Genomic DNA, 24,380 nt, shown 5'->3' with positions numbered 1-24,380 from the left:
CGATGGCGAACCTGGAGTCGACGAACTTCCCCGAGTGGGTCGAGCAGAACAAGCACCTGCTCAAGCCGCCGGTGGGCAACAAGCAGATGTTCCCGACCGGCGACGACTTCATCACGATGGTGGTCGGCGGCCCGAACCAGCGCAACGACTTCCACGTCGATCCGTACGAGGAGTTCTTCTACCAGATCAAGGGCACGATGCACGTCGACGTGCAGACCGACGACGGGCCGGCCCGGGTGGACATCAACGAGGGCGAGATGTGGATGCTGCCGCGCAACATGCCGCACTCTCCCCAGCGCGACGCGGACTCGATCGGCCTGGTGATCGAACGAGTCCGCGAACAGGGCACGCTGGAGAAGTTCCGCTGGTACTGCGCCAACTGCAACGCGATCGTGCACGAGGTCGAGCTCCAGGTGAACGACATCGTCGAAGACCTCCCCCCGGTCTTCAAAGCCTTCTACGAAAGCGAAGAAGCCCGCACCTGCCCATCCTGCGGAACCCTTCACCCCGGCAAGGCCTGATGCCAAAAGCAAAGAACCGCGCGCATCGCCGCTGCGCGGCGATGCGCGCGGTGGGGGAGCGGAGCGCATGACGCGAGCGGTGGATGTGCACACGCACCTCGTGCCGAAGGGGTGGCCGGACCTCGCCTCAGCTTGTGGGGGTGAGGGGTGGCCGTGGTTGCGGGTGGATTCTGAGCGGGACGCGATGATCATGGTGGGGGAGAGCGAGTTCCGGCCGATCGGGGCGCAGACCTGGGATCCGGCGACGCGCCGGGCGGATATGGATGCCGATGGCATCGATCTGCAGGTGGTTTCGCCTACGCCGGTGTTCTTTGCGTATGAGCGCCCGGCGGATCAGGCGGTCAAGGTTTCGCGGATCTTCAATGATTTGACACTCGAGACGCTTGCCGGTGACAGCAGGTTGGTGCCGTTCTGTCAGGTGCCGTTGCAGGATCCGGATGCGGCGTGTGAGGAGCTGGATCGGTGTCTGGCTGCGGGGCACGTGGGTGTTGAGATCGGCAACCACGTGGGCGACAAGGACCTCGACGACGCCGGGATCGTTGCCTTTCTCAAGCATTGCGCCGAGGTCGGCGCCCCGGTGCTCGTGCATCCGTGGGACATGCCGGGCGGCCCGCGCCTCGACCGATGGATGGCGCGCTGGCTGACCGGCATGCCTGCGGAGACGCATCTTTCGTTGCTGGCGATGATTCTCGGCGGCGCCTTCGACGAGCTGCCCGAGTCGTTGCGGATCTGCTTCGCCCACGGCGGTGGGAGTTTCGCCTTCTGGCTGGGCCGGGTGGAGAACGCCTGGCAGCGCCGCGGCGACGTAGTACGGGGCAAGTCGCAGCACCCGCCGAGCCACTACGTCGGGCGCTTCTCCGTCGACACCGTCGTGTTTGAGCAATCGGCCTTGCGGTTACTGGTCGATACCCTCGGCGAGGACCACGTGATGGTCGGTAGTGACTATCCGTATCCACTGGGTGAGCGACCCGTCGGGGAGGTCGTCCGGCGGGCCGACTGGCTCTCGGAGGCTCAGCAGGTCAAGCTGCTGTCAGAGAACGCAGTACGTTTCCTGGGGGACCGAACTGGGAGGCCCTGATGACTGGGAACCGCATGCTGGGAGGTCTCGATGACTGAGGACCGCTCTGTACTGACCCGCGAGGCCCGTGATCCGGACGAGGAGCTGGCCTACGGCCAGTACCCCGAGCAGATGGTCGACGTCTGGCATGCGAAGGATCACCGGCCGGCGATCGTCTTCCTGCACGGTGGGTTCTGGCGCCCGGAGTACGACCGGACCCATGCGCGCCCGCTCGGCGAAGCGCTGGCTGAGGAGGGCTGGCCGGTGGCGTCGATCGACTACCGCCGCGAGCCCGGCAACCCAGACGCCACCGCTACCGACGTCCGCGACGCCCTAGACCGCCTGCCCGACCTCATGGACCTCACTGCAGGTTTCGTACTAGCCGGGCACTCCGCCGGCGGCCAGCTGGCTCTCTGGGCCGCAGCGACCTTCAACCCGATCCGCATGCGCGGGGTAGTCGCCCTGGCTCCAGTAGCCGACCTGCTGATGGCCGACCAACTAGAGCTGGACAAGACCGCAGTACAGGACTTCCTGGGTGGCGGTGTCCGCAACGACCTGGACCCGGTCCACCTGCCCGCCCCGATCATGCCGGTCTCCATCATCCACGGCACTGCCGACGCCAGAGTGCCCCTCGAGGTCTCGGAGTCCTACGCAGCCGCCCACCCCACCGCCAGACTCGTCCGGGTAGAAGGCGTCGGCCACTACGAACTGATCGACCCCCTGAGCAGCGCCTGGCCCCACGTCACAGCCGAGATCAGCAGATTCGCCGGCTGGGCCCAGGAGTAGGTGTCAGGCGCGCTTGACGGCGGCCAGGAGGCCGTCGCTGGTGGGGAGCAGGGCTGAGGTCAGGTCGTCGTTGTCGCGGATGGCCCGGATGAGGTCGCGGACGGCCGTGGTGTCGGGGTCGCGGTGGGACGGGTCGGCGACCCGGCCACGGAGCAGGGCGTTGTCGAAGGCGACGACGCCGCCGGGGCGGAGCAGGCGGAGTGCCTCGTGCAGGTACGCCGTGTACTCGCGCTTGTCCGCGTCGCAGAAGACCAGGTCGTAGTGGCCGTCGGTCAACCGAGTGACGACGTCCAGGGCCGAGCCCGCGATCAGACGGAAGCGGTTGGACGGCACGCCGGCGTCAAGGAAGGTCTTGCGGGCCAGCCGCTGGTTCTCCGCGTCCAGGTCGACCGTCGTCAGCGTGCCGTCGGCGCGCATGCCGCGCAGCAGCGCCAGGCCGGAGACGCCAGTACCGGTACCGATCTCGACGACTGCCTTCGCACCCACTGCGGCGGCGAGCATGCTCAGCGCGGAGGCGGCACCGGGGCCGATCGAGGAGATGCCACTGTCCTCGGCGCTCGCCCGTGCACCCGTGACGACTTCGTCCTCACCGGTGTAGTCCTCGGCGTAGGCCCAGGACGTGGGGTCGATGCCCGTGGCGATGATGCCCTCCTCGATCGATGCCATTGCGGTACTCATCTACGGCGAAGCCTAGCGTCCCGCATGTCCTGAACCGCGCCTCCCGCGCTGACGCTGCGCACTCCTGCTCGTAACTACTAGCCACGAGCAGATATGATCGTGTTGACTAGGCAGGAATCACCCAGTGAGGGAGGTGCGGACAGATGTCAGGACCGGATGACGTCGATCCCGGCTTCCTTGAAGATCGACAGCTGCGACTCGTCGGCCTGCGCGTCGGTGACGAGCGTGTCGATCTCGCTCAGCTCGCAGATCCGGGCGAACGCGCGCTGCCCGAGCTTGCTGGAGTCGGCGACCACGACCACCTTGGCGGCCCGGCTGACGATCAGCTGGTTGATGTTCGCCTCGCCCTCGTGATGGGCGGTGGCGCCGGTCTCGTCGATCCCGTCGACGCCGATGAAGGCGATGTCCAGCGACAGGTCGGCCAGGATCCGGTGCGACAGCGGGCCGATCATCTCGTACGACTGCGGCCGGGCGACGCCGCCGGTGAGCACCATCTTGACGTGCGGGCGGACGATCAGCTCGTTGGCGATGTTCAGCGCGTTGGTGACGAGGGTGAAGGCGGGCTCACCGTGCTCGGCGGACAGCTCCGGCCGGGTCGCCAGCGTGCGCGCCACCTCGGAGATCGTGGTTCCGCCGTTCATCCCGATCACCATGCCGCGCCGGACCAGCGTGGCCGCGGCTTGCGCGATCCGCTGCTTCTCCGACGCGAAACGCGCAGTCTTGTAGCGCAGCGGCAGGTCGTAGGAGACCGCGTTGGCGACCGCGCCGCCGCGGGTACGGGTCAGAAGTTGCTGCTTTCCCAGGTGGTCCAGGTCGCGCCGGATGGTCGCCGCGGAGACGTGCAGCTGCTCCGCGAGCTCGTCGACATCGATCGCTCCCTTTTCCGCCAGCGATTCGAGCAACGTATTCAGGCGTTCATAACGCTTCACCCGGGGCTCCTCCTTCACACAATCGGTCAGCCGGACGGCTGCCGGTTGGCACCATTCGATCACGTTCGAGCAGTTTCGACCATTACATCTCCGGAGACGACATGACCGACACGCCATTCGTGAGCACTGAGATCGCCACTCAGCCCGAGCTGTGGCGGCAGGTGTCCGCCGGTTTCGCGCAGTACGGTGGCGCTTTGCCCACGGCCGGGCAGCGCGTTGCCGCCGTCGGCTGCGGCACGTCGTGGTTCATGGCGATGGCGTACGCCGCGCTGCGCGAGGACCTCGGCCAGGGCCTGACCGACGCGTTCGCCGGCTCGGAGTTCCCGGCCGGCCGCGAGTACGACGCCATCGTGGTGATCAGCCGGTCCGGTACGACCACCGAGGTGCTCGACCTGATCCGCAACACGTCGCTGCCGACGATCGCGATCACCGCGACGCCGGGGTCGCCGATCGTGGAGCTGGCCGATCACACGATCATGCTCGACTTCGCCGACGAGCAGTCCGTAGTACAGACCCGGTTCGCGACCACCACGTTGGCGCTGCTGCGGGCATCGCTCGGGCAGGACCTGTCGCAGGCTGCCGCGGATGCCGAGGTCGCCCTGACGATCGACGTGGATGAGCTGGCCAAGCTGGATCAGGTCACGTACCTGGGCACCCGCTGGACCATTGGGCTGGCGCATGAGGCCGGTCTGAAGCAGCGCGAGGCAGCGTCGGCCTGGACCGAGGCCTACCCGGCCATGGACTACCGGCACGGCCCGATCGCCATCGCCCAGCCCGGCCGCGGCGTGTGGATCTTCGGTGAGCCGCCGGCGGACCTGCTCGACGATGTGACCGCCACCGGCGCCACGATCGTCCACCACGCCGACCTCGACCCGATGGCGTCCCTGGTGGTCGCCCAGCGGGTAGCGGTCGCCAAGTCCCTCGCCCTCGGCCTCAACCCCGACCAGCCCCGCAGCCTGTCCCGCTCGGTCATCTTGAGCTGACGCCGCGCCCGCCAGGTGGGTAGCCGGGCCCGGCCGCAGCAGCGACCGGGCCCGACGAGAGTCGCGGCAGCAGGCAGTCAGCGGTGGAGCCTGTAGGCGCGGATGACGGTCTGCTCGGCCTTGTTCCCGGCCGAGTCGAGTGCAGTCGCCCGCAGCGAGACAAACCCAGCCTGCCGCGGGTGCTCCAGCAGCGCCGTCCTCCCCTTCACCTTCGCCGGCTTCCAGGTCGCACCGTCGTCGTATGAGACGTCAACCGTCAGCGAGGCCAACTTCCCGTACGCCGCCCCCCTCTGCAGCTGCACAGCAACCGGCACGGCGTATGTGCAGCCAGCCGGCGCCTGGTTGAGCTCATCCAGCTTCGGCGCGAACCGGAGCATCATCAGCGGCAACCGCGTCTCCCCAGCCGTCCTACCGGACCGGAAGGTCCAAGCCCCCGACTGCCGGGTCGTGTAAGGCGAGTTGCTCCGAGCAGCCGTGCTCTCCAGCCGGTACGTCGAGGCATCAGCGGGCACCCCCGCATCGAGATACCCCGCGGACTCCGACGAGGCCACCTCCACGCCATCCCGCAGCAGCCTGGCGCTGCTCGAGTCAGTGGCCGAGTCCCCGACGTGATCGAGCTTCTGGTCGGAGTACATCCAGAGGTCGACTGTCAGCCGGTCACCCTCGCGCCGGCTGCCGTCGTCCGGGTTCAGCGCTGGCATGAACGGCCCGACGTTCCACCGCTCCGTCCCCGCGGGGCCTGGCTTCTCGAAGTACTTGGGCGCGACCGCGGACTGGCTCAGGAGCTGACCGTCGTCGCTCCACTGGGTGAGGGTGCCGGGCGCGAACTCGAAGCCAGGCGAGTACCAGTCGGTGACCTTGCCCGGCGTCGTCACACCGGCGACATCCTTTTGGATCACCTCGCCTGGCGTCTGCGCGGCCACTGTGGTCCGCAGCTCGGCAAGCTCCCGATCCCTGAACAGCCGGTCCAGAGTGCCGGGCACCATCCCGTCCTGGGCCCACTTCAGGTGGTACTGGTACGGACTGCCCGTCCACCCGCCATGTCCGTCCAGCTTGGCGAGCAGCGCCCCGGCACTGAACTTGTACGCGCTCAGTGCTGAGGTCCGCGACGGCCGGACCCGCCTGTCGTCGTCGTGCGGGAACAACTCGATACCGTCCGACCCGGAGCCGACCGCCGCCTTGCCCGCCCACGGTGTGTCCCGCCAGCTCTCGATCTGCAGTCCGGCCCGGTCCGCCTCCGGATGGTCGGTGCGGAGGACGAGCGGCACGGTGTCGCGGGCGTCGAGGGTGACAACCGTGTCCTTGGTGACTGCGAAGTCCGGCTCGAAGAAGTAGTCCAGGCGGCTGCTGTACGGCTCCTCGCTGACGACCCGCTCCTGGAAACCCTCGTAGTAGTACCGGCTCTTCGGCAGCCGGACGACGAAGCTCTCCGGCGCCCCGTCCCGCACCTTGAACCCGGGCTGCTCGACGTTGACGATCATGAAGTGGCCCAGCGGAGCCGGCTTGCCGTCCCGGCCGAGCGTCTTCACGGTCACGTCGTAGCTCTCGACCTCGCGGTAGAGGGCGATGATCGTCCGCACCCGGGTCGCGCCCGCAGCGGCGACGAGGGCACCCTTGTACGTCCCGGCCGGGCCGTCGATCGCGGGGTTCGCGGTCAGCCGGACCGCTGCCGATCCGTGCGCGGGCACGGTCAGTCGCTCGGCCGAGACCGTGAACATCCCGGCCGGCGACGGCTCGCCCTGGGGGTTCCTGATGGCGTCGGTGGACAGGGCCAGACTGACCGGCTGGTCGCCGTCGTTGCGGTAGGTCACGGTCCGCTGGACGGGCTTGTCGTCGTTGTGCGGCCAGAGCGCCTCGCCCAGGTCGATGCTGCCGGCGTCCGTACGGACCTGCTGGGCGGTTGCCCTGGCCACATCGACCCGCCCGGCGCCTTCCTGGTAGATCGTGAGCGCTCCGTTGGGTTCGGCGCTGTCCATCAGCGCGGCCTTCAGCTCGCCCGCTTTCCAGCCGGGGTGCTGACCAGCCAGAATCGCGGCCGCGCCCGCGACGTGCGGCGCCGCCATCGACGTCCCGTCCAGTTGCAGGTACTCCGGACCGGCCGGCGTACCGACGGTTGCGTACTTCGCCCGGGCCGCCACGATGCCGACGCCCGGTGCGGTGATGTCGGGTTTGATCCCGGCGTCTCCCTGGCGCGGGCCACGGGACGAGAAGTCCGCCAGCCGGTCGGACTTGTCGACCGCACCGACGGCCAGGGCGGCATCGGCGGCGGCCGGGCTGGAAACGGTCTGGCTGCCCGGCCCATCGTTGCCAGCGGCAACGACAAACAGGGTGCCGGACTCGGCGGTGAGCCGGTTGACCGCCTGGTCCATCGGGCTGGTCCCGTCGGTGGGGAACTCCGAGCCGAGACTCAGGTTCACCACGTCGGCGCCTTGCGCGACGGCCCATTCCATCCCGGCCAGTGCCCAGGACTCGTCGCCGTTGCCGTGGTCGTCGAGCACCTTGCCGTTGAGCAGCTTGGTGTCGGGCGCGACGCCCTTGTACTTGCCGCCGGACGCCGCGCCGCTGCCGGTGATGGTCGAGGCGACGTGCGTGCCGTGGCCGAAGTGGTCGTCGGCGCCGAACTCGCTGCCGGTGAAGTCCTCCGACCGGGCGACGGCATCAGAGAGGTCTGCATGGGCGGTGTCGATGCCGGTGTCGAGCACGGCGACCGTCGTGTCGGCGCCGGTGTAGCCGGCTTGCCAGGCGGTCGGTGCGCCGATCTGGGGAACGCTCCGGTCGAGGGTGGCCTTCACCTTGCCGTCGAGCCAGATCTTGTTCACTCCGGCGACCAGAGTGGTCTTCGCGGCGCCTTTGACGCTCTTCCAGAACTCGGCTGCCTGGGTCTTGGGCTGGTGCAGGGCGACGGCGCTGAGGCTCTTGAGTTCGTGGGTGCCGGCTGCGCTGAGCTTTGCGTTGGTCCCGGTGATGATGAGGGGGATGTCGCGGCGGGCCTGGTCGGAGTAGCCGAGGGCAGCCAGCTTGGTGATGTTGAAGAGGCGGCGGTCGAGTCGGCCGGCGGCGACCAGGGGGAGGGCGTCGTACGGGAGTACGAAGGTGTTGGTGCCGTCCTTGGTGGTGAGGAACTGGATGCCTGCGCGGCCTGGTCCTGGGTGGGGGACTGGCCGGCCGGTGGCCGGCAGGTCGATGCGGTCGCCGGTGATCAGGGTGATCGTCTCAGTAGGTGTGCTGCCCTTCGTCGGGTGAGCGGTGGGATCTGCGGCCGCTCCGGTCGTACCAGTGGTGGCCACTAGCACTAGTGCCAGCGTGGCTGCGATGAGCTGTCGGCGTACGGTCACTTGGAGCTCCAGAGGGGACTGGTGACGGTTTGCGCCAGTTGGGCGGCGGTGAAGGGCGGATGGGCGGCCCGGGGCGTTCCCTTCATGCTGGCGGCGTTGTAGGAGATGACGGAGATCTCGTAGCCGTGCTTGGTGAACAGCCAGGCGCCTCGCGCGGTGACGCCGCCGTCGACATCAGGAGCCACGTCATCCGGGCCCACCACGAGCACGGTCCCGTCCGAGCGCTGCTGGCAGGTGACGGGTGGCCCGCCCTCTTGCTGGAACTGCTGGCACCGTTGGGCCGGAGTACCGGGGAAGGCGCGGAAGCCGACGGTGGTGACGAAGCCGTTCCAGCGGAAGTGGGCGTATTGACCTGCCTTGCCGTCGTCGATGATCCGGCCGCTCGACGCCTCGGCGGGGGTGATCTTGCCAGGCTGGATCCGTGCGAACAGGCCGGGCAGCTCGGCCGCCTTGACCGGGAACTGGGCGGTCGGGATAGGGGGTTGTGCGGGCTTCGACGAGCTCTCGCTCGGCAGGCCGTTCGGGTGTGCCATCGCCGGTGCGGAGGCTGACGGCGTGCCGCCCGACGTGGTAGTCGATGGCGTGGCGGTCGGGCCGGTGACGGCTGGTTCGCCCCAGGCGCCGTGCAGGTTCGTGGCGACGCCGGTGGTGACCGCGGCGACCGCGATCGCGGCAACGGCCGCGGCGGCCACCGTGCTGATGGCGCGCCTGCGCCGGATCGCCCCGCCCCGCTCGACGCTGCCCTTGACCAGCGCGGAGACGTCGGGCCGGAGCTGTGCGACGGTGTCGTGGAAGAGCGCGGCGACCTGCTCGTCGATGGTGTCTTCGTCGTGCATGGTCAGTCCTTTCCGATCGTCAGTGAGTCGCCGACCAGACCGCGGACCCGTTGCAGGGCGCGCAGGCTGCGGGTGCGGACCGCTCCGGGCGAGACGCCCATCCGGTCGGCGACCTCGTCGACGCTGAGGTCCTCGAGATAGCGCAGTACCAGCACCACGCGGTCGGGTGGGGACAGCTCGGCCAGCAGCTGGAAGAGCGCGAGCCGGATGTCGGCGCGCACCGCCGGGTCGGGCATCGTCTGGTCCGGCACGTCGGCGTACGGCTGCTCGCCGCTGCTCCGGCGGCGCTTCCCGCCCAGGAACGTGCGGGTGAGCGTCGTCTGGGCGTAGGCGGCGGGGTTGTCGATCCGGCTGTACGGCCGGCGCCAGCGGGCGTAGACCTTGGCGAGGGTCTCCTGGACGAGGTCCTCCGCCTGGTGATGGCTGCCGCAGAGCAGCCAGGCCGAGCGGTAGAGCTGAGCGGCTCGCGCATGGGCGAACTCCTCGAACTCCCGCTGATGACTTGTCGCACCGGTGATCGGCATCGTTCTCCTCGGTCGGCTTACCCCTTTCGATGCGCGACCCGGCCCGAAAGTCACAAGCCGGCCGAACTCGTTTCACCGGCTCTGGCATCCTCGGCGAATGACCAACGACGAGCGGTTCGAAGTACGGCGACAGATCGCTGCCTCACCCGCGGAGATCTTCGCCGTACTACGGGAGCCCAGCGGCCACGTGGCGATCGACAGCTCCGGCATGCTCCAGTCCGCCGAGGGCAAGACCGTCGAGGCGGTGGGGGACGAGTTCGTCGTCCACATGGACCGGGAGGCGCTCAACGACCTGCCGATGGGCAAGTACGACGTCACGGTGATCATCACCAGCTTCACCGAGAACGCGGAGATCGAGTGGACCATCTCCGGCGCGATCCAGCCGCCCATCAAGCATCTGTACGGCTACCAGCTCCAGCCAAGCGCCACGGGCACCCTGGTGACCACGTACTACGACTGGAGCCAGATCGAGGACCGCTACCGGGGCAAGGTCAACTTCCCGATCATCCCCGAGGCAGGTCTGCGCGCGACCCTGGGCATTCTGGCCCGCACAGTCGAGCAGCAGTGACTGCGCTGTTCAGCGCCCAGCCCAGCCCCAGGCTTTAACCAGCATGGGCGACCTCCCTGCTGTGGCTCGAGGCGTAGCCGAGGGCTGAGGCTGCAACCAGGCCGGCTGCGATCAGTAGGAGCGCGGTGTGGGTGCCTATGGCTGGGACTAGGAGGCCGGCCGCCGCCTGGCCGAGGGCTGCGGCGCCTACTCGGAGGCTGGCGGCTGTAGTGCTGACTCGGCCTTGTAGAGCTAGCGGGCTGTAGACCTGGCGCGCGGCGAACATGGCCGGGAGCATCGGACCCTCTAGGAGGCCGGTGGCGGCGGCGAGCACGACAAGGACCGCGAAGCTGCTCGCTAGGGGCCAAGCGGTGAAGGCAAGGCCGTACGCGGCTACCGACAGCATCACGACGTGCTCGGGACGCCAACGGGTCTGGAAACGACCTAGGAGAAGGGCTGTCGTGACGCTGCCCAGCTCTAGGGCTGTCCAGAGGTACCCGGCGGTTGAGCGGGGCATGCCGAGTGAGGCCATGTGGAGCGGCAGGGTGATGAGCAGCATGCCGATGACGCCCATGAGGAGAGTCGTGGTCACTGTGGAGGCTCGCAGGCGGGGAGTGCGGGCTAGGTGGGTGAGTCCGGCTATTACTGAAGCCAGGAAGGGCTCCTGGGAGCCGCGGGCCGCGGGCAGTGCGGGTAGGCGGCCGATGGCCAGGATGCTGAGGGTTGCGGTCATGGCGATGACCACGACGGCTGCTTCCACGGATACGGCTGCAGCGATCGTGGCGGCGGCCGCTGGGCCGGTGATGGTGGCTGCGCCGAAGCTGGCTGCCTCCAACGAGTTGGCCCGCGGTAGACGCTCCGCTGGGACCAGGCTCGGGAGCATGCTGGTGAATCCTCCGCTGACCAGCGGCAGGGTCGTACCGGCGAGTGCTGCGAGCGCGGGAGTCACCCAGTGAGGGCTATGGCCGACGACGGCGAGCATGGCGACCATGACAGCGCCTAGGACGGCTTGGTTGAGGGCTAGCGCAGTACGGCGGTACTGGGTTCTGTCGAGCCAGGCGCCGAGCAGTGGGCCGGTCACGATCGCCGGGAGGGCGTAGGCGGCTCCGGTGAGGCCGGCCAGAGCTGCGCTGTCGGTGCGATCGAGGACGAGCAGGACGAGGGTGAACGCGACCATCTCGTCGCCGACTCGCGCGAGCGTCGCGGCGGTGAGGTAGCGGGCCAGCATCGGCTTCTCCCTGTAACGCATGGATAGCAGTTACGCGTTACGCTAACAAAGGCGTTACGATCGGTCGAGTGGAGAGCCTGACGACGCCGGACCGGATGATCCGGATCGCGGTGGACCTGGTGAACACCAAGTCCCTCGATCCGGAGCGGTTGACCTCGGTGGCCGCCTTGCGGGAGTTCCTGCTCGAGCACGGCGAGCCGACGGCGACGGTCGACGAGGGTGATCTGGCTGCGGTGAAGGCGGTGCGTGAGCGCATTCGGCCGGTGTTCCACGCCGAGCCGCGGGAGGCCGCGCGCATCCTCAACGAGTTGCTGAGCGAGTACGCGGTACGGCCCTATCTGTCCGATCACGACGGGTCGCCGTGGCATCTGCACGTGGCCAAGCCCGAGGCGACGTGGGCCGAGTGGATCGCGGCCGGGGCGGCGCTCGGGCTGTCGGGATTCGCGGCGGGCCACGGGTTCGAGGCGATCGACACCTGCGCCGCGGCGGATTGCGAGCGGGTCTTCGTCAACGCGGCCGAGCGGCGGCCACGGCGGTTCTGTACGCCGACCTGCTCCAGCCGGACCCGCGTTGCGTCGTACCGGGCCCGCTCGAAGGCAGCCGGCGCATAGGATCGACGCGAGGAAACCGGCAACAAGAGGAGTGCGCGTGAGTCACACCGTGGTGGCAGAGCTGGTGGCGAACGTCCAGACGATCATCGCCAAGGCCGGGGACACGGTGGGGCCGGAGGACACCCTCGTCATCCTCGAGTCGATGAAGATGGAGATCCCGGTGCTCGCCGAGGTGGCCGGCACGATCACCGAGATGAAGGTCTCCGAGGGTGAAGTGGTCCGCGACGGCGACCCGATCGCCGTGATCGAAGAGAAGTAGCGTTCAACCTTTATGCGCCCTCGCGCGTCTGGTAGATGAGAGTTCCATGAGAGCTGGCGAGGCGGGGAACTTCCCGTCAGCGGGGGCCGTTGACTCGTCGTACTGGCATCCCAGGGTCGAACCAGGGTGTACCCGACGTGCGAAGAGGACGGTGAACGCGGCACCATGGTGTTCTCACTCGTTGCCGAGCGGACCCAGGGAGGCGTTGTCGTGAAACCGGTCGACACCCCCGTGGTGCCCGCTGCGAGCACCCCGAAGGTCCAGCCGGAGATCGAGGCGCTGCCGTCCTGGGACGAGATCGTCCGGGCCCACTCGGCCCGCGTCTACCGGCTCGCGTACCGGCTGACCGGCAACAAGCACGACGCCGAGGACCTGACCCAAGAGGTCTTCGTCCGGGTCTTCCGGTCGCTGTCGTCCTACACGCCGGGCACCTTCGAGGGCTGGCTCTACCGGATCACCACCAACCTGTTCCTGGACGGCGCCCGCCGCAAGCAGCGGATCCGCTTCGACGGGCTGCCCGACGACGCGCACGACCGGCTGCCGGCCAAGGGCTCCGGCCCGGCCGAGAAGCTCGACCAGGACCTGTTCGACCACGATGTGCAGTACGCGCTCGACGCGCTGCCCGAGGACTTCCGGGCGGCGGTGGTGCTCTGCGACATCGAGGGCATGACGTATGACGAGATCGCCGACGTACTGGATGTGAAGCTCGGCACCGTCCGCAGCCGGATCCACCGCGGCCGCTCGATGCTGCGCAAGCACCTCGAGCACCGCGCGCCACGGTCCGGCCAGACCCGTATCAGTGGCCCGCCCGCGGACGGGCCGCTCGCTGCCGGAGGTGACGACCGGTGACCGTGCAACATCCCTTGGACAAGCTGAGCGCTGTCGTCGACGGTGAGCTCGACCACGACTCGCGCGACAGGGTGCTGAGCCACCTGGTCGGCTGCGACACCTGCCGCTCCGAGGTGGACGCCCAGCGGCGGCTCAAGGCCGGGCTGGCCGCGTCGGCCGCTCCGGACCCCTCGATGGACCTGATGCAGCGTCTGATGGGTGTCTCGTCGTTCGGCACCGAGCCGCGCGAGGAGATCCGCCCGGTGCTCACACCGGCCGCCTTTTCACTCATGCCGCAACGGTCGGCCTTCCCGGCTGCGCGCAGCGACGCAACGCGACCAGGGACCCGTACTGCGACGCGCAGCCGCCGGCGTACCGGCGTACTGGGCGCAGCGGGCTCTGCAGCCGCCATGGCCTCACTACTCGGTACTGCGTTCGTGCTGGGCGACCCGGCTCGGTCGGAGCAACCACCGTCGCTGCAACCCCCGCTGACCAGCTACACCGCCGACCACGCGGCCGCGACTGCCAGTGCTCCTTTCGCTGACCCGGTAGCGCTGATGAACTCCTTCAACGGGGCTGGATACGCCGGGCTCAGCCCGACGCTGCAGCCGGTGGCCTTGACGGGGCGCTGACCGATGAGCCTCTCCAGGCTCGCCGTACTGGTCGGCACTGCGCTGATCGGTTTCGGCCTGCCCATGCCTGCTGTCGCTTCGCCTGTTCCGGTCGCGCAGCGCGAGGACAACCCGAACGCTGTCGCCTGGCTGGAGCGTGCGGCGGCGGCGCCGGATCACGTCTCGTACCAGGGCACCCAGATCATCACCTCCTGGGGAACGCAGGGGGCGAGCTCCGCGATGCTCGACATCGTCCATGCCGCCTCGCAGGGGTCGGAGATCAGCGTGGTCGGCCCGGCCGCGTCGCCGGGCGCCAAGGCCTTCGTGCAGCGCGCCAGCCACGCGGTGGGGCCGACTGTCGACGGTGGGCCGCTCTCACTGCTCAAGGCGACGTACGAGCTGGTCTACAAGTGCTGCACGGACACGATCGGGCGGGCGGCGGTACTGATCGAGGCGCTGCGGGGCGACCGGACGCTCGCTGCGCGGTTCTGGATCGACCAGGCGACCGGGTTGTTGCTGCAGCGGCAGCTGTTCAGCGACGACGGCAAGACGATGGTCCGGGCCACCGTGTTCACCGACCTGGAGATCGAGGAGTCCGAGTTCATCGGGCACCTGCCGCCGATGGCTCCGGGCAGTGTGGAGTCGGTCGGGATGGGCAGCGTCGACGGGCTGCGGTCGCAGGGCTGGACGTGCTCGCCGTCGCTCCCGGCGTCTCTGCAGCTGTACGACGTACATCAGGACGAGGCGACCAAGTCACTGCAGTTCTCGTACTCCGACGGGCTGTTCAACGTGTCGCTCTTCGAACAGCGCGGGGAGCTCGACCCGGCGGCGGTGGCGGGCTACACGGCCTCGACGACGCCTGAGGGGGCTCGGGTCTACCAGCGGTACGGGATGCCCTCATACGTCGTCTGGTCGTCCGGGGGGATCGTGTACACGATGGTCGGCGACCTGCCCTTCGAGACGCTCGGGAAGGTGGTGGCGGCCTTCCCGCACATTCCGCCGCCGAAGGTCACGGCGGTCCAGCGGATGGGGACCGGACTGGCTAAAATCGCGTCTTGGCTCACACCGATGGGTGCGCTTTCCCACAAGCTGGGATAATGAATTGTGGGAGTACCTGCCGGCACCCCGGTGCGGGCGGCTCCCGACTCCAAGATGACGACGACGTGAGGCGGGCACCGTGAGCTGGGATGACGCCGAACCGACGCCCCGGAACCCTTCAAATCCGGACAGTGGGGAGCCTGTAGGCGACCCGACCCTCGCCGACGCGGCCGCGGGTCTCACTGCGCCTACGCCGGTGACTCCGGCACCTGGCCCGGCGCCTGCACCTGCGCCGCCTCCTGGGGGCTTCGGGGCGGCTCCTTCGGCCAACGGGTACGCGGGGAGTCCCGCGGTCTCCGCGCTGACTCCGCCGAACACCATGGCGGGGTCGCAGCCCCTGGCGGCTCCGGGTAGCAGCAGTTCGGCGTACCGGCAGAGCAACGGGCGGTCCACGACCCAGCGGAGCTTCGGGCGGCCCGAGGTGCAGGACAACGGGTTCCGGCCCACGTACTCCGGGCAGGCCTGGCCGACCGCGCAGCCGTCGTACGTGCCCCCGCCGCCGCTGGACTGGCATCAGCAGCAGGCGCGGGCGTACACGCCGGCACCGCCGGAGAAGCGCAACAAGATCATCAGCCTGGCGGCCGTGGTCGCCCTGCTCGTCGGTCTGGTCGCAGGCGGAGGTGCGGCCGTGGCGGTAGTCGCGCTGGACAACACCAGCGTCGACAACTCCGGACCGGAGATCGGTACCGGCGCCGACCCGAAGATCAAGACCGGCTCCGTCTCGGCCGTCGCCCAGACGCTGCTGCCGAGTGTCGTCCAGCTCAAGGTGGAAGGCGCCGACGACTCCAGCGCGACCGGCTCCGGCTTCGTGATCGACGGCTCCGGGCACATCCTGACCAACAACCACGTCGTCGCGGCCGCGGCGACCGGCGGTTCGATCCAGGTGGTGACGGAGAAGGGCAAGGTCGCCACGGCTCGCCTGGTCGGCCGCTCACCGGCGTACGACCTGGCGGTGGTCCAGGTGTTCGGGATCGACGCGCCGTCGGTGCAGTTCGGCGAGTCCGCGAAGGCGATCGTCGGGCAGGACGTGGTGGCGATCGGTTCGCCGCTCGGCCTGGCCGGGACCGTCACCTCCGGCATCGTCTCGGCCAAGAACCGCCCGGTCACCGCCGGCGGCGAGGGCGAGATCTCCTACATCAACGCGCTGCAGACCGACGCGGCCATCAACCCGGGCAACTCAGGCGGGCCGCTGGTCGACATGGACGCGCACGTGATCGGCGTGAACTCCGCGATCGCGACCGTCCGCGGCGCGGAACCGGGCTCCAGCGGCAACATCGGGCTCGGATTCGCGATCCCGATCGACCAGGCCCGGCGTACTGCCCAGCAGTTGATCGCCTCCGGCCACGCGTCGTACCCGGTGATCGGCGCGAACGTGGACATGCAGTTCGAGGGCGGCGCGCGGGTCAGCGAGATCCAGCCGAAGAGCGCGGCGCAGCGGGCCGGACTGCGGACCGGTGACGTGATCACCCAGATCAACGGTCAATCGGTGGACACCGCCGAGGCGCTGATCGTGGCGATCCGTACGCACCAGCCCGGCGAGAACGTCAAGCTCCTCTTCGAGCGTGGCGGCAAACCGCGCGAGGTGACGCTCAAGCTCACCGCCCAGGAGGGCTGAGACCCGGACTCGTCGTCGACCAGCCGCGGGCTAGGCTGTCCGCGGCGCAACGAAATACTGAAGGGGTGGGGACATGTTCGGCATCGGGCCGCTCGAGCTGGGTGTGATCGCGATCGTCGCCGTACTCGTCTTCGGCCCCGATCGGCTGCCGGAGTTCGCCCGCACCGCCGGCAAGCTGCTGCGCCAGGTCCGGACGATGGTCAACAACGCCCAGAACGACCTCCGCGAGGAGCTCGGCCCGGAGTTCGCCGACCTGGACGTCCGCGACCTGAACCCGCGCAGCTTCGTCCGCAAACACCTCCTCGACGGCATGGACGACGACCTCGACGACAAGCCCGTCTCCAACGGCTACGCCACCCCCGAACGCCTCCCCGCCGGCACCCGAGCCCCCTTCGACCCCGAATCTACTTAGTACTTCCGGGTTGCCGTCCGGCGCGAGGTGCTCGCCTATGCCGAGTTCGCAGGCTCTGGGGTGGCCCTGTTTCGGTCCTGAGGTGCGGGAGGGTGTGCCGATGGACAGGTAGTGCACCTTAATACGGTGTACGCGGAGATGGTCGACGCGCTCAGGTGCACTAGGCGCTGGCTACTACGTCCTGTTCGTCGGCACGTTTCCACGGTGGGATAGGCCGACTTGGGTGCCCTGCCATGGGAGCCAGCAGGACGAGAGACATTGAGCTATGACCAGGCCCCAGCGGTAACTCCGCGACCGGTGAGCCAGGGCGCTGTCGAGTAAGCGGGCACAGCACGCGCCCATGGGTGGGAGCGGTCTGCGCAGCTGGCGACGGAGGAGGCTGCGTCGCCAGACTGCGTGGGTGGACCAGAGTCAGCGGCCGACCGGGGAGAGCCCGAGTTGCCGGCCGAGCAGTCCGCGCGGCTTGCCGCCCAATCGCTCAGCAATCTCCGAAAGCACCAGCGCGGCAGGGGTTTCGGGATCGGCCATCACCAGCGGCTGACCAATGTCGCCGCCGCTGCGGAGGCGCTCGTCGAGCGGGACCTCGCCCAGCAAGGGAATCTCATACCCAAGCCGCTGCGACAAAGTCGAAGCCACCCGCGCCCCACCACCCGAGCCGAAGATCTCGATCCGGTGCGAAGGACCACAGTGCGGGCAAGGCAGGAAGGACATGTTTTCGATGACACCAGCCACCCGCTGGTGCACCATCTGCGCCATCGTGCCGGCGCGCTCCGCCACCTCGGCAGCAGCCTCCTGCGGAGTCGTCACCACGATGACCTCAGCGCTCGTCAGCCGCTGGCCGACAGAGATCGCGATGTCACCCGTACCGGGCGGCAGGTCAAGGAGCAGGACGTCGAGGTCGCCCCAGTAGACGTCGGCCAGCATCTGCACCAGCGCCCGGTCCAGGATCGGCCCGCGCCAGGCGACGACCTGGTCGCGCTTGGGCTTGAGCATGCCGATCGAGATCACCTTCACGCCGTGCGCGGGCACCGGCATGATCATGTCGTCCACGGCGGTCGGCCGCTCGTCGGCGACGCCGAACATGGCGGGGATCGAGTGGCCGTAGATGTCGGCGTCCAGTACGCCGACCGACAGGCCCTTGGCCGCCATCGCGACGGCCAGGTTCACCGTTACCGAGGACTTGCCGACGCCGCCCTTGCCGGAGGCGATCGCGAACACCTTGGTCAGCGAGTCGGCCCGCGCGAACGGGATCTCCTTCTCGGCGACTCCACCGCGCAACTGCGTCTGCAGGGCGGCGCGCTGCTCGGTCGACATCACGCCGAGCTCGATCTCCACCCCGGTCACGCCGTCGAGCGCGCTGACGGCGGCGTTGGTGTCGCGGCGCAGGGTGTCCTTCATCGGGCAGCCGGCGACGGTCAGCAGGATCTTCACCGCGACCACGCCGTCGGTTTTCACCACGACGGATTCGACCATGCCGAGTTCAGTGATCGGCTTCTTGATCTCCGGGTCGATGACGCCACCCAGCGCGGCGGTCACTTGGTCAGCAGTTGGGGCCATGTCCACAAGGCTACGTGCTGGACAACCCCCGCCTGACCCCAGTCCACTGTGACCTGGCCCCCGCAAGGCAAGCCTAACCTCAGCCACGCCCTCAGAGACGGCCAAGAGACGCCAAAGAGACGCCCAGGAGACGCCCCTAGAGGCCGGGAGCTCCGTAGACGGCGAGCCAGCGCCCCAGGTCCGCTTCGAAGTTGAGGTCCGCGCCGATCAGCGACTTCACCTGGAGCTCAGTCGCGTTGTCGCGACGGTCCGCGCCGACCGGGACGAACGGGTACCAGGAACCCCGCTTGTAGAGGTACACGAGACCCAGCGACCGAGTCCCGTTCGTGAAGGAGACAAGGGTACAAAGCAGGGCGTTGCCGAAGCCGGCGTCGACCAGCGACGAGTTCACGCCGTGCAGATCGGTGACGAGCCCTTCCAGGTCGTCCGGGGTGGTCTCGCGGACCAGCCAGGTGAAGCCGTACGAGTCCGTAGTACTGGTGAATTTGCCGTTGTCGAGCGCGAGCAGCTTGTCGACCTCGTCGCGCATCGTCGAGAAGCCGCCGCCCTCGGCCGGCTTGAAGCAGACCGAACCGCTGCCGGTCGCGCGGTAACCGGCCGCGGTCTCCAGGGTGATCGCGGCCGACGGAAGCTGGAACAGCTGATCGAGGTTCGGGGGGACGGCTTTGCTCCTGCCGAGCAGGATGTCGAGGAGACCCATGTGGCTAAGCTTGCTCGCCCAGCTCGCGGGACAACACACCGAGGCGGTCGAGGCGGGTCTCCAGTGGCGGGTGGGTGGAGAACAGCGACGACAGGCTGAGGCCCTTGCCGGAGATGGCCGGAGCGAAGAAGAACGCGTTGAACGCCTCCGCCTGGCGCAGGTCGCGCGCCGGTATCCGGGCGATGTCCCCGCTGATCTTGGTCAATGCCGAGGCCAGTGACGACGGCCGGCCGGTCAGCATCGCGCCGGCCCGGTCCGCGGCCAGCTCGCGATAGCGCGACAGCGCCCGGGTCAGCAGGAACGAGATCGCGTAGACCACGGCCGACACCGCGACGACCGTCAGCACGATCACGGCGGTGTTCTGGTCGCGCCGGCCGCCGCCCATGCCGCTGTAGAGGCCGAAGCGGGTGATCAGCCCGGCCAGGACGCCGAGGAACGACGCGATCGTCATCACGGCCACGTCGCGATGGGCCACATGGGACAACTCGTGGGCGAGCACGCCTTCGAGCTCGTCGGCGTCCAGCCGGCGCATGATCCCGGTCGTCACGCAGATGACGGCGTTGTTCGGATTACGTCCGGTGGCGAACGCGTTCGGCAGGTCGACGTCCGCGATCGCGACCCGCGGCTTCGGCATGTCGGCCAGCGCGCACAGCCGGTCGATCACGCCGTGCAACTGCGGCGCCTCCTCCGCGGTGACGATCCGCCCGTGCATCGCGTAGAGCGCGATCCGGTCGGAGAACCAGTACTGCGCGAACAGCATCCCGCCCGCGATCACGACCGCCAGTACCGCGCTCTTCGTCAAGGCGATCAACGCCGCGACGAACGCCACGTACAGCAGCCCCAGCAGGAAGCTGGTCACCACCATCCGCCTGGTCAGCCCACGATCGGGCTTGAAACGACTCTTCATCCGACATCCCTTCACACCGTGGAATCGAGCCTAGCTCGCCACCAAGAGTCGTCAGACGCGGTCGTCCTCGCGATCCTTGAGATCCAGCTCGGCGAGCAGGGAACGCAGCTCCGAGCGAAGGAAGTCGCGGGTAGCCACCTCGCCCACGGACATCCGGAGCGCGGCCATCTCGCGGGCCAGGAACTCCATGTCGGCGCGGGTCCGGGCGTCGACGTCGCGGTCGCGTTCGTACTGGACCCGGTCGCGAGCCTCCTGCCGGTTCTGCGCGAGCAGGATCAGCGGCGCGGCGTACGACGCCTGCAGGCTGAGCGCGAGGGTCAGGAAGATGAACGGGTACTGGTCCCAGCGCATGCCTTCCGGCGCGAAGATGTTCCAAGCCACCCATACCAGGATCGTCAGGGTCATGTAGACCAGGAACTGCCCGGTGCCGAGGAAGCGCGCGATCCGCTCCGACAGCCGGCCGAACGCGTCCGCGTCGTACGCGCGCCGCCGCACGATGGTCCGGCGCAGCTCGCGGGGGATGTCCAGCCGATCGACGGCGGGCCGGGTCAACCGGCGCTCGTCGGTACTGCGGTCGTCACGGGGCATGGCCGTCCACCTCCTGCTGATCGGGTTCGCGCCAGTCGTCGGGGAGCAGGTGGTCCAGTACGTCGTCGACGGTGACCGCACCGAGCAGCCTGCCCTCGTCGTCGAGCACCGGCGCCGCCACCAGGTTGTAGGTCGCCAGGTACTTGCTCACGGCATGCAAACTGTCGTCCGGACGGAGCCCGTCGAGGTCGGTGTCCAGTACTCCGGACACCAGCGCGGACGGTGGCTCGCGCAGCAGCCGCTGGATGTGGCCGATACCTATGAACCGGCCGGTGGGCGTCTCCAGCGGCGGCCGGCAGACGTAGATCATCGCGGCCAGTGCCGGGCTCAGCTCGGCATTCCGCACGTGTGCCAGAGCATCGGCGACAGTGGCGTCCGCTGGCAGGATCACCGGCTCCGAGGTCATCAGGCCACCAGCGGTCCGCTCCTCGTACGTCAGCAGCCGCCGGACGTCCTCAGCCTCGTCCGGCTCCATCAACGTGAGCAGCGCCTCAGCTGTCTCCGTCGGCAGCTCAGCGATCAGGTCGGCCGCATCGTCCGGCGACATCTCCTCCAGCACGTCGGCAGCCCGCTCAGTGTCCAGACCGGCCAGGATCTCCACCTGGACGTCCTCGGGCAGCTCCTCCAGTACGTCGGCCAGCCGCTCATCATCCAGCGCCGCAGCGATCTCCTTGCGCCGCTTGGGCGACAACTCATGCAGTACGCCGGCCAGGTCGGCCGCCTTCATCGAGTCGAAGGCCGCCAGGATGTGGGTAGCGCCTTGGCCCTCCTCCACCGACGCGAACCCACTCACGTCGGCCCAGTCGAGGACATGCGACTGCCCCCGGCGCCGCCGGAACCGCTTGCCGCCCTCGGTGACGGCCACCTTCGTCAGCACCCAGTCGCGCGTCCGCCACTGCTCCATCGCCAGGTCGAACACAGTCGCCTGGGTACCGGACTCCTTGATCGTCACCGTCCGGTCCAGCAGCTCACCGAGCACCAGTACCTCGGTACTGCGCTGCTCGAACCGCCGCATGTTCACCAGCCCGGTGGTGATCACGTGCCCGACGTCCACCGAGGTCACCCGGGTCATCGGCAGGAAGATCCGCCGACGGGTGAACACCTCGACCACTAGCCCGAGCACCCGCGGTGGCTGCGTCCCCTGCCGGAGCATGACGACGACGTCGCGGACCTTGCCGACCTGGTCCCCGTTCGGGTCGTACACGGGAAGACCAGCCAACCGGGCCACGTAGACGCGCGTAGGAGGGCCGCTCATAACTCGAAGGCTAATGCCCCGAACAGGTTCACCCTGCCCAAGACATGATTCAGGTCAGCCCGGGACGCCGTTTGGAGCGATTCAGGTCAGCTTGGGACGGCGTTTGGAGCGCCGATGGAAGGTGATCGGCCGCTTGCCCCGGGTGGTCGCAGTGCTCCCAGCAGGCGTCTCCAGCCGGGACTGCCCGTCGAACCGGCCAACAGCCTCGGTGATCTCACCAGTGGGCTCCAGGACGAGCAGGTCAGCCTCCATCCGCCAGCGGTCGAGCTGGGTGTCCAGTCCGTCCGCATTGAGCCGCTCAGTACGCAGTACCAGCGCAGCGGCCGTCCACTCCTCGCTAGCGGGATCCAGACGTCGTACCGACGCCTTCCAGCCGGCTAGCCGATTAGTAGCAGGCTTGGCCGGTACTACGACCTCAGCCGTCCCCGCCTCAGCCAACCCGGGCAGCGGCTGCTCAGCACTCCCGGCCTTGTCAGCCAGTACTACGTACGCCCCGTCCACCGTGGCAAACCAAGCCGGCGCCGGCCGCCCGCCGTTCCAGGACAACCAGACGAGCCCGGCCTTCTTCATCACCCCGGCGATCTCCGCAACAGCCTCGTCAGTCGTCACCAGCCAAGACTGTCACAGGTCGCGCAGTGCAGCCTGTGCTCCGGCCTGGAACCGCGTCTGCGCGCCCAACTCCTGCATCAGCGCAGCCAGCTTCCGCTGAGCCGTCCGAGGGCTCACCCCGAGCTCACGAGCGATCTGCCCGTCCGAGAGCCCCGACAGCAGCAGCGAGGTCAGCAGTCGCGCCTCCGCCTCCTCATCCGGCACAGCAGGCAGTGCCCGCTCCCACAGCCGCTCGAAGAGCTCCTGGTAGGCATCGAGCAGCCCACACGGCTGCAGGATCGCAGCGCGGTCCTCACCGAGCATGATCAGCGCCATGCGATCGTCGACGAGGTAGAGCTCCACCGGCAGGGTCGGTACCACCCGCACCTCGCCACACGGATCCGGCTGCAGAGCGGCCGCCTCATAGATGGTCCGGCATTCGACATGCACCTCGAGAGGCACCTGCGGCGATCGGATCAGCCGCCGTACCTCGAGCCTGCCAGCCTGCTGAACCTGCACGATCCGCTGCCGCACAGCAGCGGCGTCACCGACGTACTCGAGCAGCGTCGGCCTCGGCGCGGTCACATGCTTGCGATAGGCAACCATGAGCGAGGAGATGTGTTCCCGGGCCTCCCGCAGCTGTCGCTCGCGGTCGAGGATGAGCACCTCTAGCGCAATGTCCGGAGCCACTGCCTCATACCCGCCATCGACGGGTGTAGCCAGCCCCTTGTCCACCAGGGCCGTCAACGCGTCACCGGCCGGCACAGGCTGGTGCGCAACCAGTGCCCGGTACGCCACCTGCTCGGCCGGAGTCAGGCCGAGTACTGCGAGGTCATCCGTCATGTGAGTCCAGCCATCCCCGGAGTACGGCCTGGTAGCCCGCCTGGAACCTGGTGTCGGCCCCTAGCCGCTGACGCATCCGCTCGATCCGTGAGCGGACATTGCGCTCGGTCCAGCCCAGCTGGGTCGCCGTCTCGCTGTCCGTGAGCCCTGACATCAGCAGGGCGAGCAGCTCCCGCTCCTGCTCGGTGGGACGGTCCGTACGGCCCGACTGCCCGGCGTATGTGGCCAGGGGGACCGCCCGGCTCCACAGCAGCTCGAACAGCGCCTGCAGGGTGGCTACCAGCGTCGGATCGTGGATCAGCAGCGCAGCGGAGTACTGGCTGGCGCCGATGTCGATCGGTACGAAGGCCATCGGGCCGTCGGTCAGGATCAGCTTGAGCGGTACTTCGCCCACCCGGGCCCGCTCGCCGTCGTTGACGCCGCTGACCCGCGAGGCGAGCCGGCCGGGCCGGTCGACGGACCCCTTCCGGTCGTAGAGGATCCGGAAGGTGATGCCCTCGCGGAGGTGCTCCAGCTCGTTCTGGTGGACCTGGCTCGGGTCGGCCATGAACGGTGGCGCATCCGAGAAGCACACCTCGGTCCTGGCGCTCCGGACCAGCCGCTCGATGCCAGCGGCGATCTCAGGCTCACCCCGGAGTACTTCGATCAGCTCGGCGGGCTCACTGCGCGTAGTACTGGTGTGGAAGCTGGTGGCGAGCAGCACCGTCTCCTGGCGCGCCTTGGCCAACTCCAGCTCGCGATCGCGGAGCAGGAGCTCCATGGCGATGTCTGGGGGGAGTACCAGGTAGCGGGGCGGGTTGGAGGGCATCAGCGAGATGAGGCCGAGCTCGACCAGGCGTTTCGCGGCAGCCGGGTCAGTGACCTCCGCCTCGGTCACCGGCAGCCGGGACACCAGGTCTTCGTAGAGGTCCTGCTCAGCACGAGTTAGTCCGAGAGGCTCCAGCACAGCACCGATCATCGCTCACGCCCGGGGTCGTTCGGGAGCCGGTGACCCCGGACACATCCCCTTCGGGCGTGAGGGATGTCACCGACGTGCAGCCCGCGGTTTCGCCGTACGCTGCGAGTGACCGACGGGTAACCGGAC

26 protein-coding genes are annotated in these 24,380 nt (G+C 68.7%); 12 read left to right on the top strand and 14 right to left on the bottom strand.

Annotated elements, in window-relative coordinates; all coding sequences use genetic code 11:
• Positions 1-2 precede the first annotated feature (2 nt).
• The 3 genes from OHA70_RS02195 (at position 3) to OHA70_RS02185 (ending at position 2,364) form a co-directional block, all read left to right on the top strand.
• Positions 3-521, top strand: coding sequence for a 3-hydroxyanthranilate 3,4-dioxygenase (locus tag OHA70_RS02195; RefSeq protein WP_328327922.1), 519 nt, complete (start codon positions 3-5; stop codon positions 519-521).
• Positions 522-588: 67 nt separating this feature from the next.
• Positions 589-1,599 (top strand): amidohydrolase family protein, encoded by a 1,011-nt coding sequence (locus OHA70_RS02190; RefSeq protein ID WP_328327920.1) that lies wholly within the window; start codon positions 589-591, stop codon positions 1,597-1,599.
• A 30-nt stretch (positions 1,600-1,629) separates the two neighbouring features.
• Positions 1,630-2,364: an alpha/beta hydrolase family protein gene (locus OHA70_RS02185; RefSeq protein ID WP_328327918.1), complete on the top strand. Its 735-nt coding sequence runs from the start codon at positions 1,630-1,632 to the stop codon at positions 2,362-2,364.
• Positions 2,365-2,367: 3 nt separating this feature from the next.
• On the opposite strand, the gene OHA70_RS02180 is transcribed toward OHA70_RS02185, so the two are convergent.
• Together OHA70_RS02180 and OHA70_RS02175 are read right to left on the bottom strand one after the other, a co-directional pair.
• Positions 2,368-3,042 (bottom strand): O-methyltransferase, encoded by a 675-nt coding sequence (locus OHA70_RS02180; RefSeq protein WP_328327916.1) that lies wholly within the window; start codon positions 3,040-3,042, stop codon positions 2,368-2,370.
• A 146-nt stretch (positions 3,043-3,188) separates the two neighbouring features.
• A complete protein-coding gene (locus tag OHA70_RS02175; protein WP_328327915.1) occupies positions 3,189-3,971 on the bottom strand; it encodes a DeoR/GlpR family DNA-binding transcription regulator in 783 nt (260 codons plus the stop codon).
• Positions 3,972-4,072: 101 nt separating this feature from the next.
• Between OHA70_RS02175 and OHA70_RS02170 the strand changes: the two genes are divergently transcribed.
• Entirely contained in the window at positions 4,073-4,954 is an 882-nt protein-coding gene (locus OHA70_RS02170; RefSeq protein WP_328327913.1) for an SIS domain-containing protein, read from the top strand.
• A gap of 77 nt (positions 4,955-5,031) precedes the next feature.
• Here OHA70_RS02170 and OHA70_RS02165 read toward each other — a convergent pair whose 3' ends face one another.
• Genes OHA70_RS02165 through OHA70_RS02155 form a run of 3 tightly spaced genes read right to left on the bottom strand, consistent with a single transcriptional unit; the run spans position 5,032 to position 9,649 of the window.
• On the bottom strand, positions 5,032-8,289 hold the full coding sequence (locus OHA70_RS02165; RefSeq protein ID WP_328327911.1) for a S8 family serine peptidase: 3,258 nt from the start codon (positions 8,287-8,289) through the stop codon (positions 5,032-5,034).
• On the bottom strand, positions 8,286-9,125 hold the full coding sequence (locus tag OHA70_RS02160) for a hypothetical protein (protein WP_328327909.1): 840 nt from the start codon (positions 9,123-9,125) through the stop codon (positions 8,286-8,288). Before OHA70_RS02160 ends, OHA70_RS02165 begins: the two co-directional genes overlap by 4 nt.
• A gap of 2 nt (positions 9,126-9,127) precedes the next feature.
• The gene (locus OHA70_RS02155; protein ID WP_328327907.1) at positions 9,128-9,649 is read right to left on the bottom strand and encodes a SigE family RNA polymerase sigma factor; all 522 of its coding nucleotides are present in this window, start codon (positions 9,647-9,649) and stop codon (positions 9,128-9,130) included.
• A gap of 97 nt (positions 9,650-9,746) precedes the next feature.
• Between OHA70_RS02155 and OHA70_RS02150 the strand changes: the two genes are divergently transcribed.
• A complete protein-coding gene (locus tag OHA70_RS02150; RefSeq protein ID WP_328327905.1) occupies positions 9,747-10,217 on the top strand; it encodes a polyketide cyclase in 471 nt (156 codons plus the stop codon).
• A gap of 34 nt (positions 10,218-10,251) precedes the next feature.
• Here OHA70_RS02150 and OHA70_RS02145 read toward each other — a convergent pair whose 3' ends face one another.
• Positions 10,252-11,445, bottom strand: a complete 1,194-nt coding sequence (locus tag OHA70_RS02145; RefSeq protein ID WP_328327903.1) for an MFS transporter — start codon at positions 11,443-11,445, stop codon at positions 10,252-10,254.
• Between the two features lie 47 nt (positions 11,446-11,492).
• Between OHA70_RS02145 and OHA70_RS02140 the strand changes: the two genes are divergently transcribed.
• From OHA70_RS02140 to OHA70_RS02110, 7 genes are all read left to right on the top strand, one after another.
• A complete protein-coding gene (locus OHA70_RS02140) occupies positions 11,493-12,035 on the top strand; it encodes a CGNR zinc finger domain-containing protein (protein WP_328327902.1) in 543 nt (180 codons plus the stop codon).
• A gap of 37 nt (positions 12,036-12,072) precedes the next feature.
• Positions 12,073-12,294, top strand: a complete 222-nt coding sequence (locus OHA70_RS02135; protein WP_328327900.1) for a biotin/lipoyl-binding carrier protein — start codon at positions 12,073-12,075, stop codon at positions 12,292-12,294.
• A gap of 165 nt (positions 12,295-12,459) precedes the next feature.
• Positions 12,460-13,143: an RNA polymerase sigma factor SigE gene (gene sigE / locus OHA70_RS02130; RefSeq protein WP_328327898.1), complete on the top strand. Its 684-nt coding sequence runs from the start codon at positions 12,460-12,462 to the stop codon at positions 13,141-13,143.
• The gene (locus OHA70_RS02125) at positions 13,140-13,754 is read left to right on the top strand and encodes an anti-sigma factor family protein (RefSeq protein ID WP_328327896.1); all 615 of its coding nucleotides are present in this window, start codon (positions 13,140-13,142) and stop codon (positions 13,752-13,754) included. The genes sigE and OHA70_RS02125 overlap by 4 nt, the downstream gene beginning before the upstream one ends.
• A 3-nt stretch (positions 13,755-13,757) precedes the next feature.
• Positions 13,758-14,831 carry a transcriptional regulator gene (locus OHA70_RS02120; RefSeq protein ID WP_328327894.1) on the top strand — a complete coding sequence of 358 codons (1,074 nt, stop codon included), beginning with the start codon at positions 13,758-13,760 and terminating at the stop codon, positions 14,829-14,831.
• A gap of 79 nt (positions 14,832-14,910) precedes the next feature.
• Positions 14,911-16,446 (top strand): S1C family serine protease, encoded by a 1,536-nt coding sequence (locus tag OHA70_RS02115; RefSeq protein ID WP_328327892.1) that lies wholly within the window; start codon positions 14,911-14,913, stop codon positions 16,444-16,446.
• A gap of 73 nt (positions 16,447-16,519) precedes the next feature.
• Positions 16,520-16,858, top strand: a complete 339-nt coding sequence (locus OHA70_RS02110) for a sec-independent translocase (RefSeq protein ID WP_328327889.1) — start codon at positions 16,520-16,522, stop codon at positions 16,856-16,858.
• Positions 16,859-17,269: 411 nt separating this feature from the next.
• Here OHA70_RS02110 and OHA70_RS02105 read toward each other — a convergent pair whose 3' ends face one another.
• The 8 genes from OHA70_RS02105 to OHA70_RS02070 all read right to left on the bottom strand — a co-directional run bounded on the left by OHA70_RS02105 (position 17,270) and on the right by OHA70_RS02070 (position 24,242).
• Positions 17,270-18,415, bottom strand: a complete 1,146-nt coding sequence (locus OHA70_RS02105; protein WP_328327887.1) for an Mrp/NBP35 family ATP-binding protein — start codon at positions 18,413-18,415, stop codon at positions 17,270-17,272.
• A 136-nt stretch (positions 18,416-18,551) separates the two neighbouring features.
• Positions 18,552-19,115 (bottom strand): PspA-associated protein PspAB, encoded by a 564-nt coding sequence (gene pspAB / locus OHA70_RS02100; protein WP_328327885.1) that lies wholly within the window; start codon positions 19,113-19,115, stop codon positions 18,552-18,554.
• A gap of 4 nt (positions 19,116-19,119) precedes the next feature.
• Positions 19,120-20,022 carry a zinc metalloprotease HtpX gene (gene htpX, locus OHA70_RS02095; RefSeq protein WP_328327883.1) on the bottom strand — a complete coding sequence of 301 codons (903 nt, stop codon included), beginning with the start codon at positions 20,020-20,022 and terminating at the stop codon, positions 19,120-19,122.
• Between the two features lie 51 nt (positions 20,023-20,073).
• A complete protein-coding gene (locus OHA70_RS02090; RefSeq protein WP_328327881.1) occupies positions 20,074-20,610 on the bottom strand; it encodes a DUF1003 domain-containing protein in 537 nt (178 codons plus the stop codon).
• Positions 20,600-21,865, bottom strand: a complete 1,266-nt coding sequence (locus OHA70_RS02085) for a magnesium transporter MgtE N-terminal domain-containing protein (protein ID WP_328327879.1) — start codon at positions 21,863-21,865, stop codon at positions 20,600-20,602. Before OHA70_RS02085 ends, OHA70_RS02090 begins: the two co-directional genes overlap by 11 nt.
• 81 nt (positions 21,866-21,946) lie before the next feature.
• Positions 21,947-22,474, bottom strand: a complete 528-nt coding sequence (locus OHA70_RS02080; RefSeq protein ID WP_328327877.1) for a hypothetical protein — start codon at positions 22,472-22,474, stop codon at positions 21,947-21,949.
• A gap of 12 nt (positions 22,475-22,486) precedes the next feature.
• Positions 22,487-23,296, bottom strand: coding sequence for a hypothetical protein (locus OHA70_RS02075; protein ID WP_328327875.1), 810 nt, complete (start codon positions 23,294-23,296; stop codon positions 22,487-22,489).
• Positions 23,286-24,242 (bottom strand): LuxR C-terminal-related transcriptional regulator, encoded by a 957-nt coding sequence (locus OHA70_RS02070; protein ID WP_328327873.1) that lies wholly within the window; start codon positions 24,240-24,242, stop codon positions 23,286-23,288. The genes OHA70_RS02075 and OHA70_RS02070 overlap by 11 nt, the downstream gene beginning before the upstream one ends.
• Between the last annotated feature and the right edge of the window lie 138 nt (positions 24,243-24,380).

Origin of the sequence: Kribbella sp. NBC_00382, assembly GCF_036067295.1 — a bacterium.
GTDB lineage: Bacteria > Actinomycetota > Actinomycetes > Propionibacteriales > Kribbellaceae > Kribbella.
Note: the sequence above shows the minus strand (reverse complement) of the source record. Positions and strands in the feature narration are given on the sequence as shown.

What these genes read in the sequence shown, in the direction of transcription:
- OHA70_RS02110 (WP_328327889.1), top strand. Translation starts at nt 16,520, where the DNA reads ATGTTCGGCATCGGGCCGCTCGAGCTGGGTGTGATCGCGATCGTCGCC.
- OHA70_RS02105 (WP_328327887.1), bottom strand. Translation starts at nt 18,415, where the DNA reads ATGGCCCCAACTGCTGACCAAGTGACCGCCGCGCTGGGTGGCGTCATC.
- OHA70_RS02185 (WP_328327918.1), top strand. Translation starts at nt 1,630, where the DNA reads ATGACTGAGGACCGCTCTGTACTGACCCGCGAGGCCCGTGATCCGGAC.
- OHA70_RS02090 (WP_328327881.1), bottom strand. Translation starts at nt 20,610, where the DNA reads ATGCCCCGTGACGACCGCAGTACCGACGAGCGCCGGTTGACCCGGCCC.
- OHA70_RS02075 (WP_328327875.1), bottom strand. Translation starts at nt 23,296, where the DNA reads ATGACGGATGACCTCGCAGTACTCGGCCTGACTCCGGCCGAGCAGGTG.
- OHA70_RS02145 (WP_328327903.1), bottom strand. Translation starts at nt 11,445, where the DNA reads ATGCGTTACAGGGAGAAGCCGATGCTGGCCCGCTACCTCACCGCCGCG.
- sigE (WP_328327898.1), top strand. Translation starts at nt 12,460, where the DNA reads ATGGTGTTCTCACTCGTTGCCGAGCGGACCCAGGGAGGCGTTGTCGTG.
- OHA70_RS02150 (WP_328327905.1), top strand. Translation starts at nt 9,747, where the DNA reads ATGACCAACGACGAGCGGTTCGAAGTACGGCGACAGATCGCTGCCTCA.
- OHA70_RS02195 (WP_328327922.1), top strand. Translation starts at nt 3, where the DNA reads ATGGCGAACCTGGAGTCGACGAACTTCCCCGAGTGGGTCGAGCAGAAC.
- OHA70_RS02160 (WP_328327909.1), bottom strand. Translation starts at nt 9,125, where the DNA reads ATGCACGACGAAGACACCATCGACGAGCAGGTCGCCGCGCTCTTCCAC.
- OHA70_RS02155 (WP_328327907.1), bottom strand. Translation starts at nt 9,649, where the DNA reads ATGCCGATCACCGGTGCGACAAGTCATCAGCGGGAGTTCGAGGAGTTC.
- OHA70_RS02085 (WP_328327879.1), bottom strand. Translation starts at nt 21,865, where the DNA reads ATGAGCGGCCCTCCTACGCGCGTCTACGTGGCCCGGTTGGCTGGTCTT.
- htpX (WP_328327883.1), bottom strand. Translation starts at nt 20,022, where the DNA reads ATGAAGAGTCGTTTCAAGCCCGATCGTGGGCTGACCAGGCGGATGGTG.
- OHA70_RS02120 (WP_328327894.1), top strand. Translation starts at nt 13,758, where the DNA reads ATGAGCCTCTCCAGGCTCGCCGTACTGGTCGGCACTGCGCTGATCGGT.
- OHA70_RS02190 (WP_328327920.1), top strand. Translation starts at nt 589, where the DNA reads ATGACGCGAGCGGTGGATGTGCACACGCACCTCGTGCCGAAGGGGTGG.
- OHA70_RS02180 (WP_328327916.1), bottom strand. Translation starts at nt 3,042, where the DNA reads ATGAGTACCGCAATGGCATCGATCGAGGAGGGCATCATCGCCACGGGC.
- pspAB (WP_328327885.1), bottom strand. Translation starts at nt 19,115, where the DNA reads ATGGGTCTCCTCGACATCCTGCTCGGCAGGAGCAAAGCCGTCCCCCCG.
- OHA70_RS02170 (WP_328327913.1), top strand. Translation starts at nt 4,073, where the DNA reads ATGACCGACACGCCATTCGTGAGCACTGAGATCGCCACTCAGCCCGAG.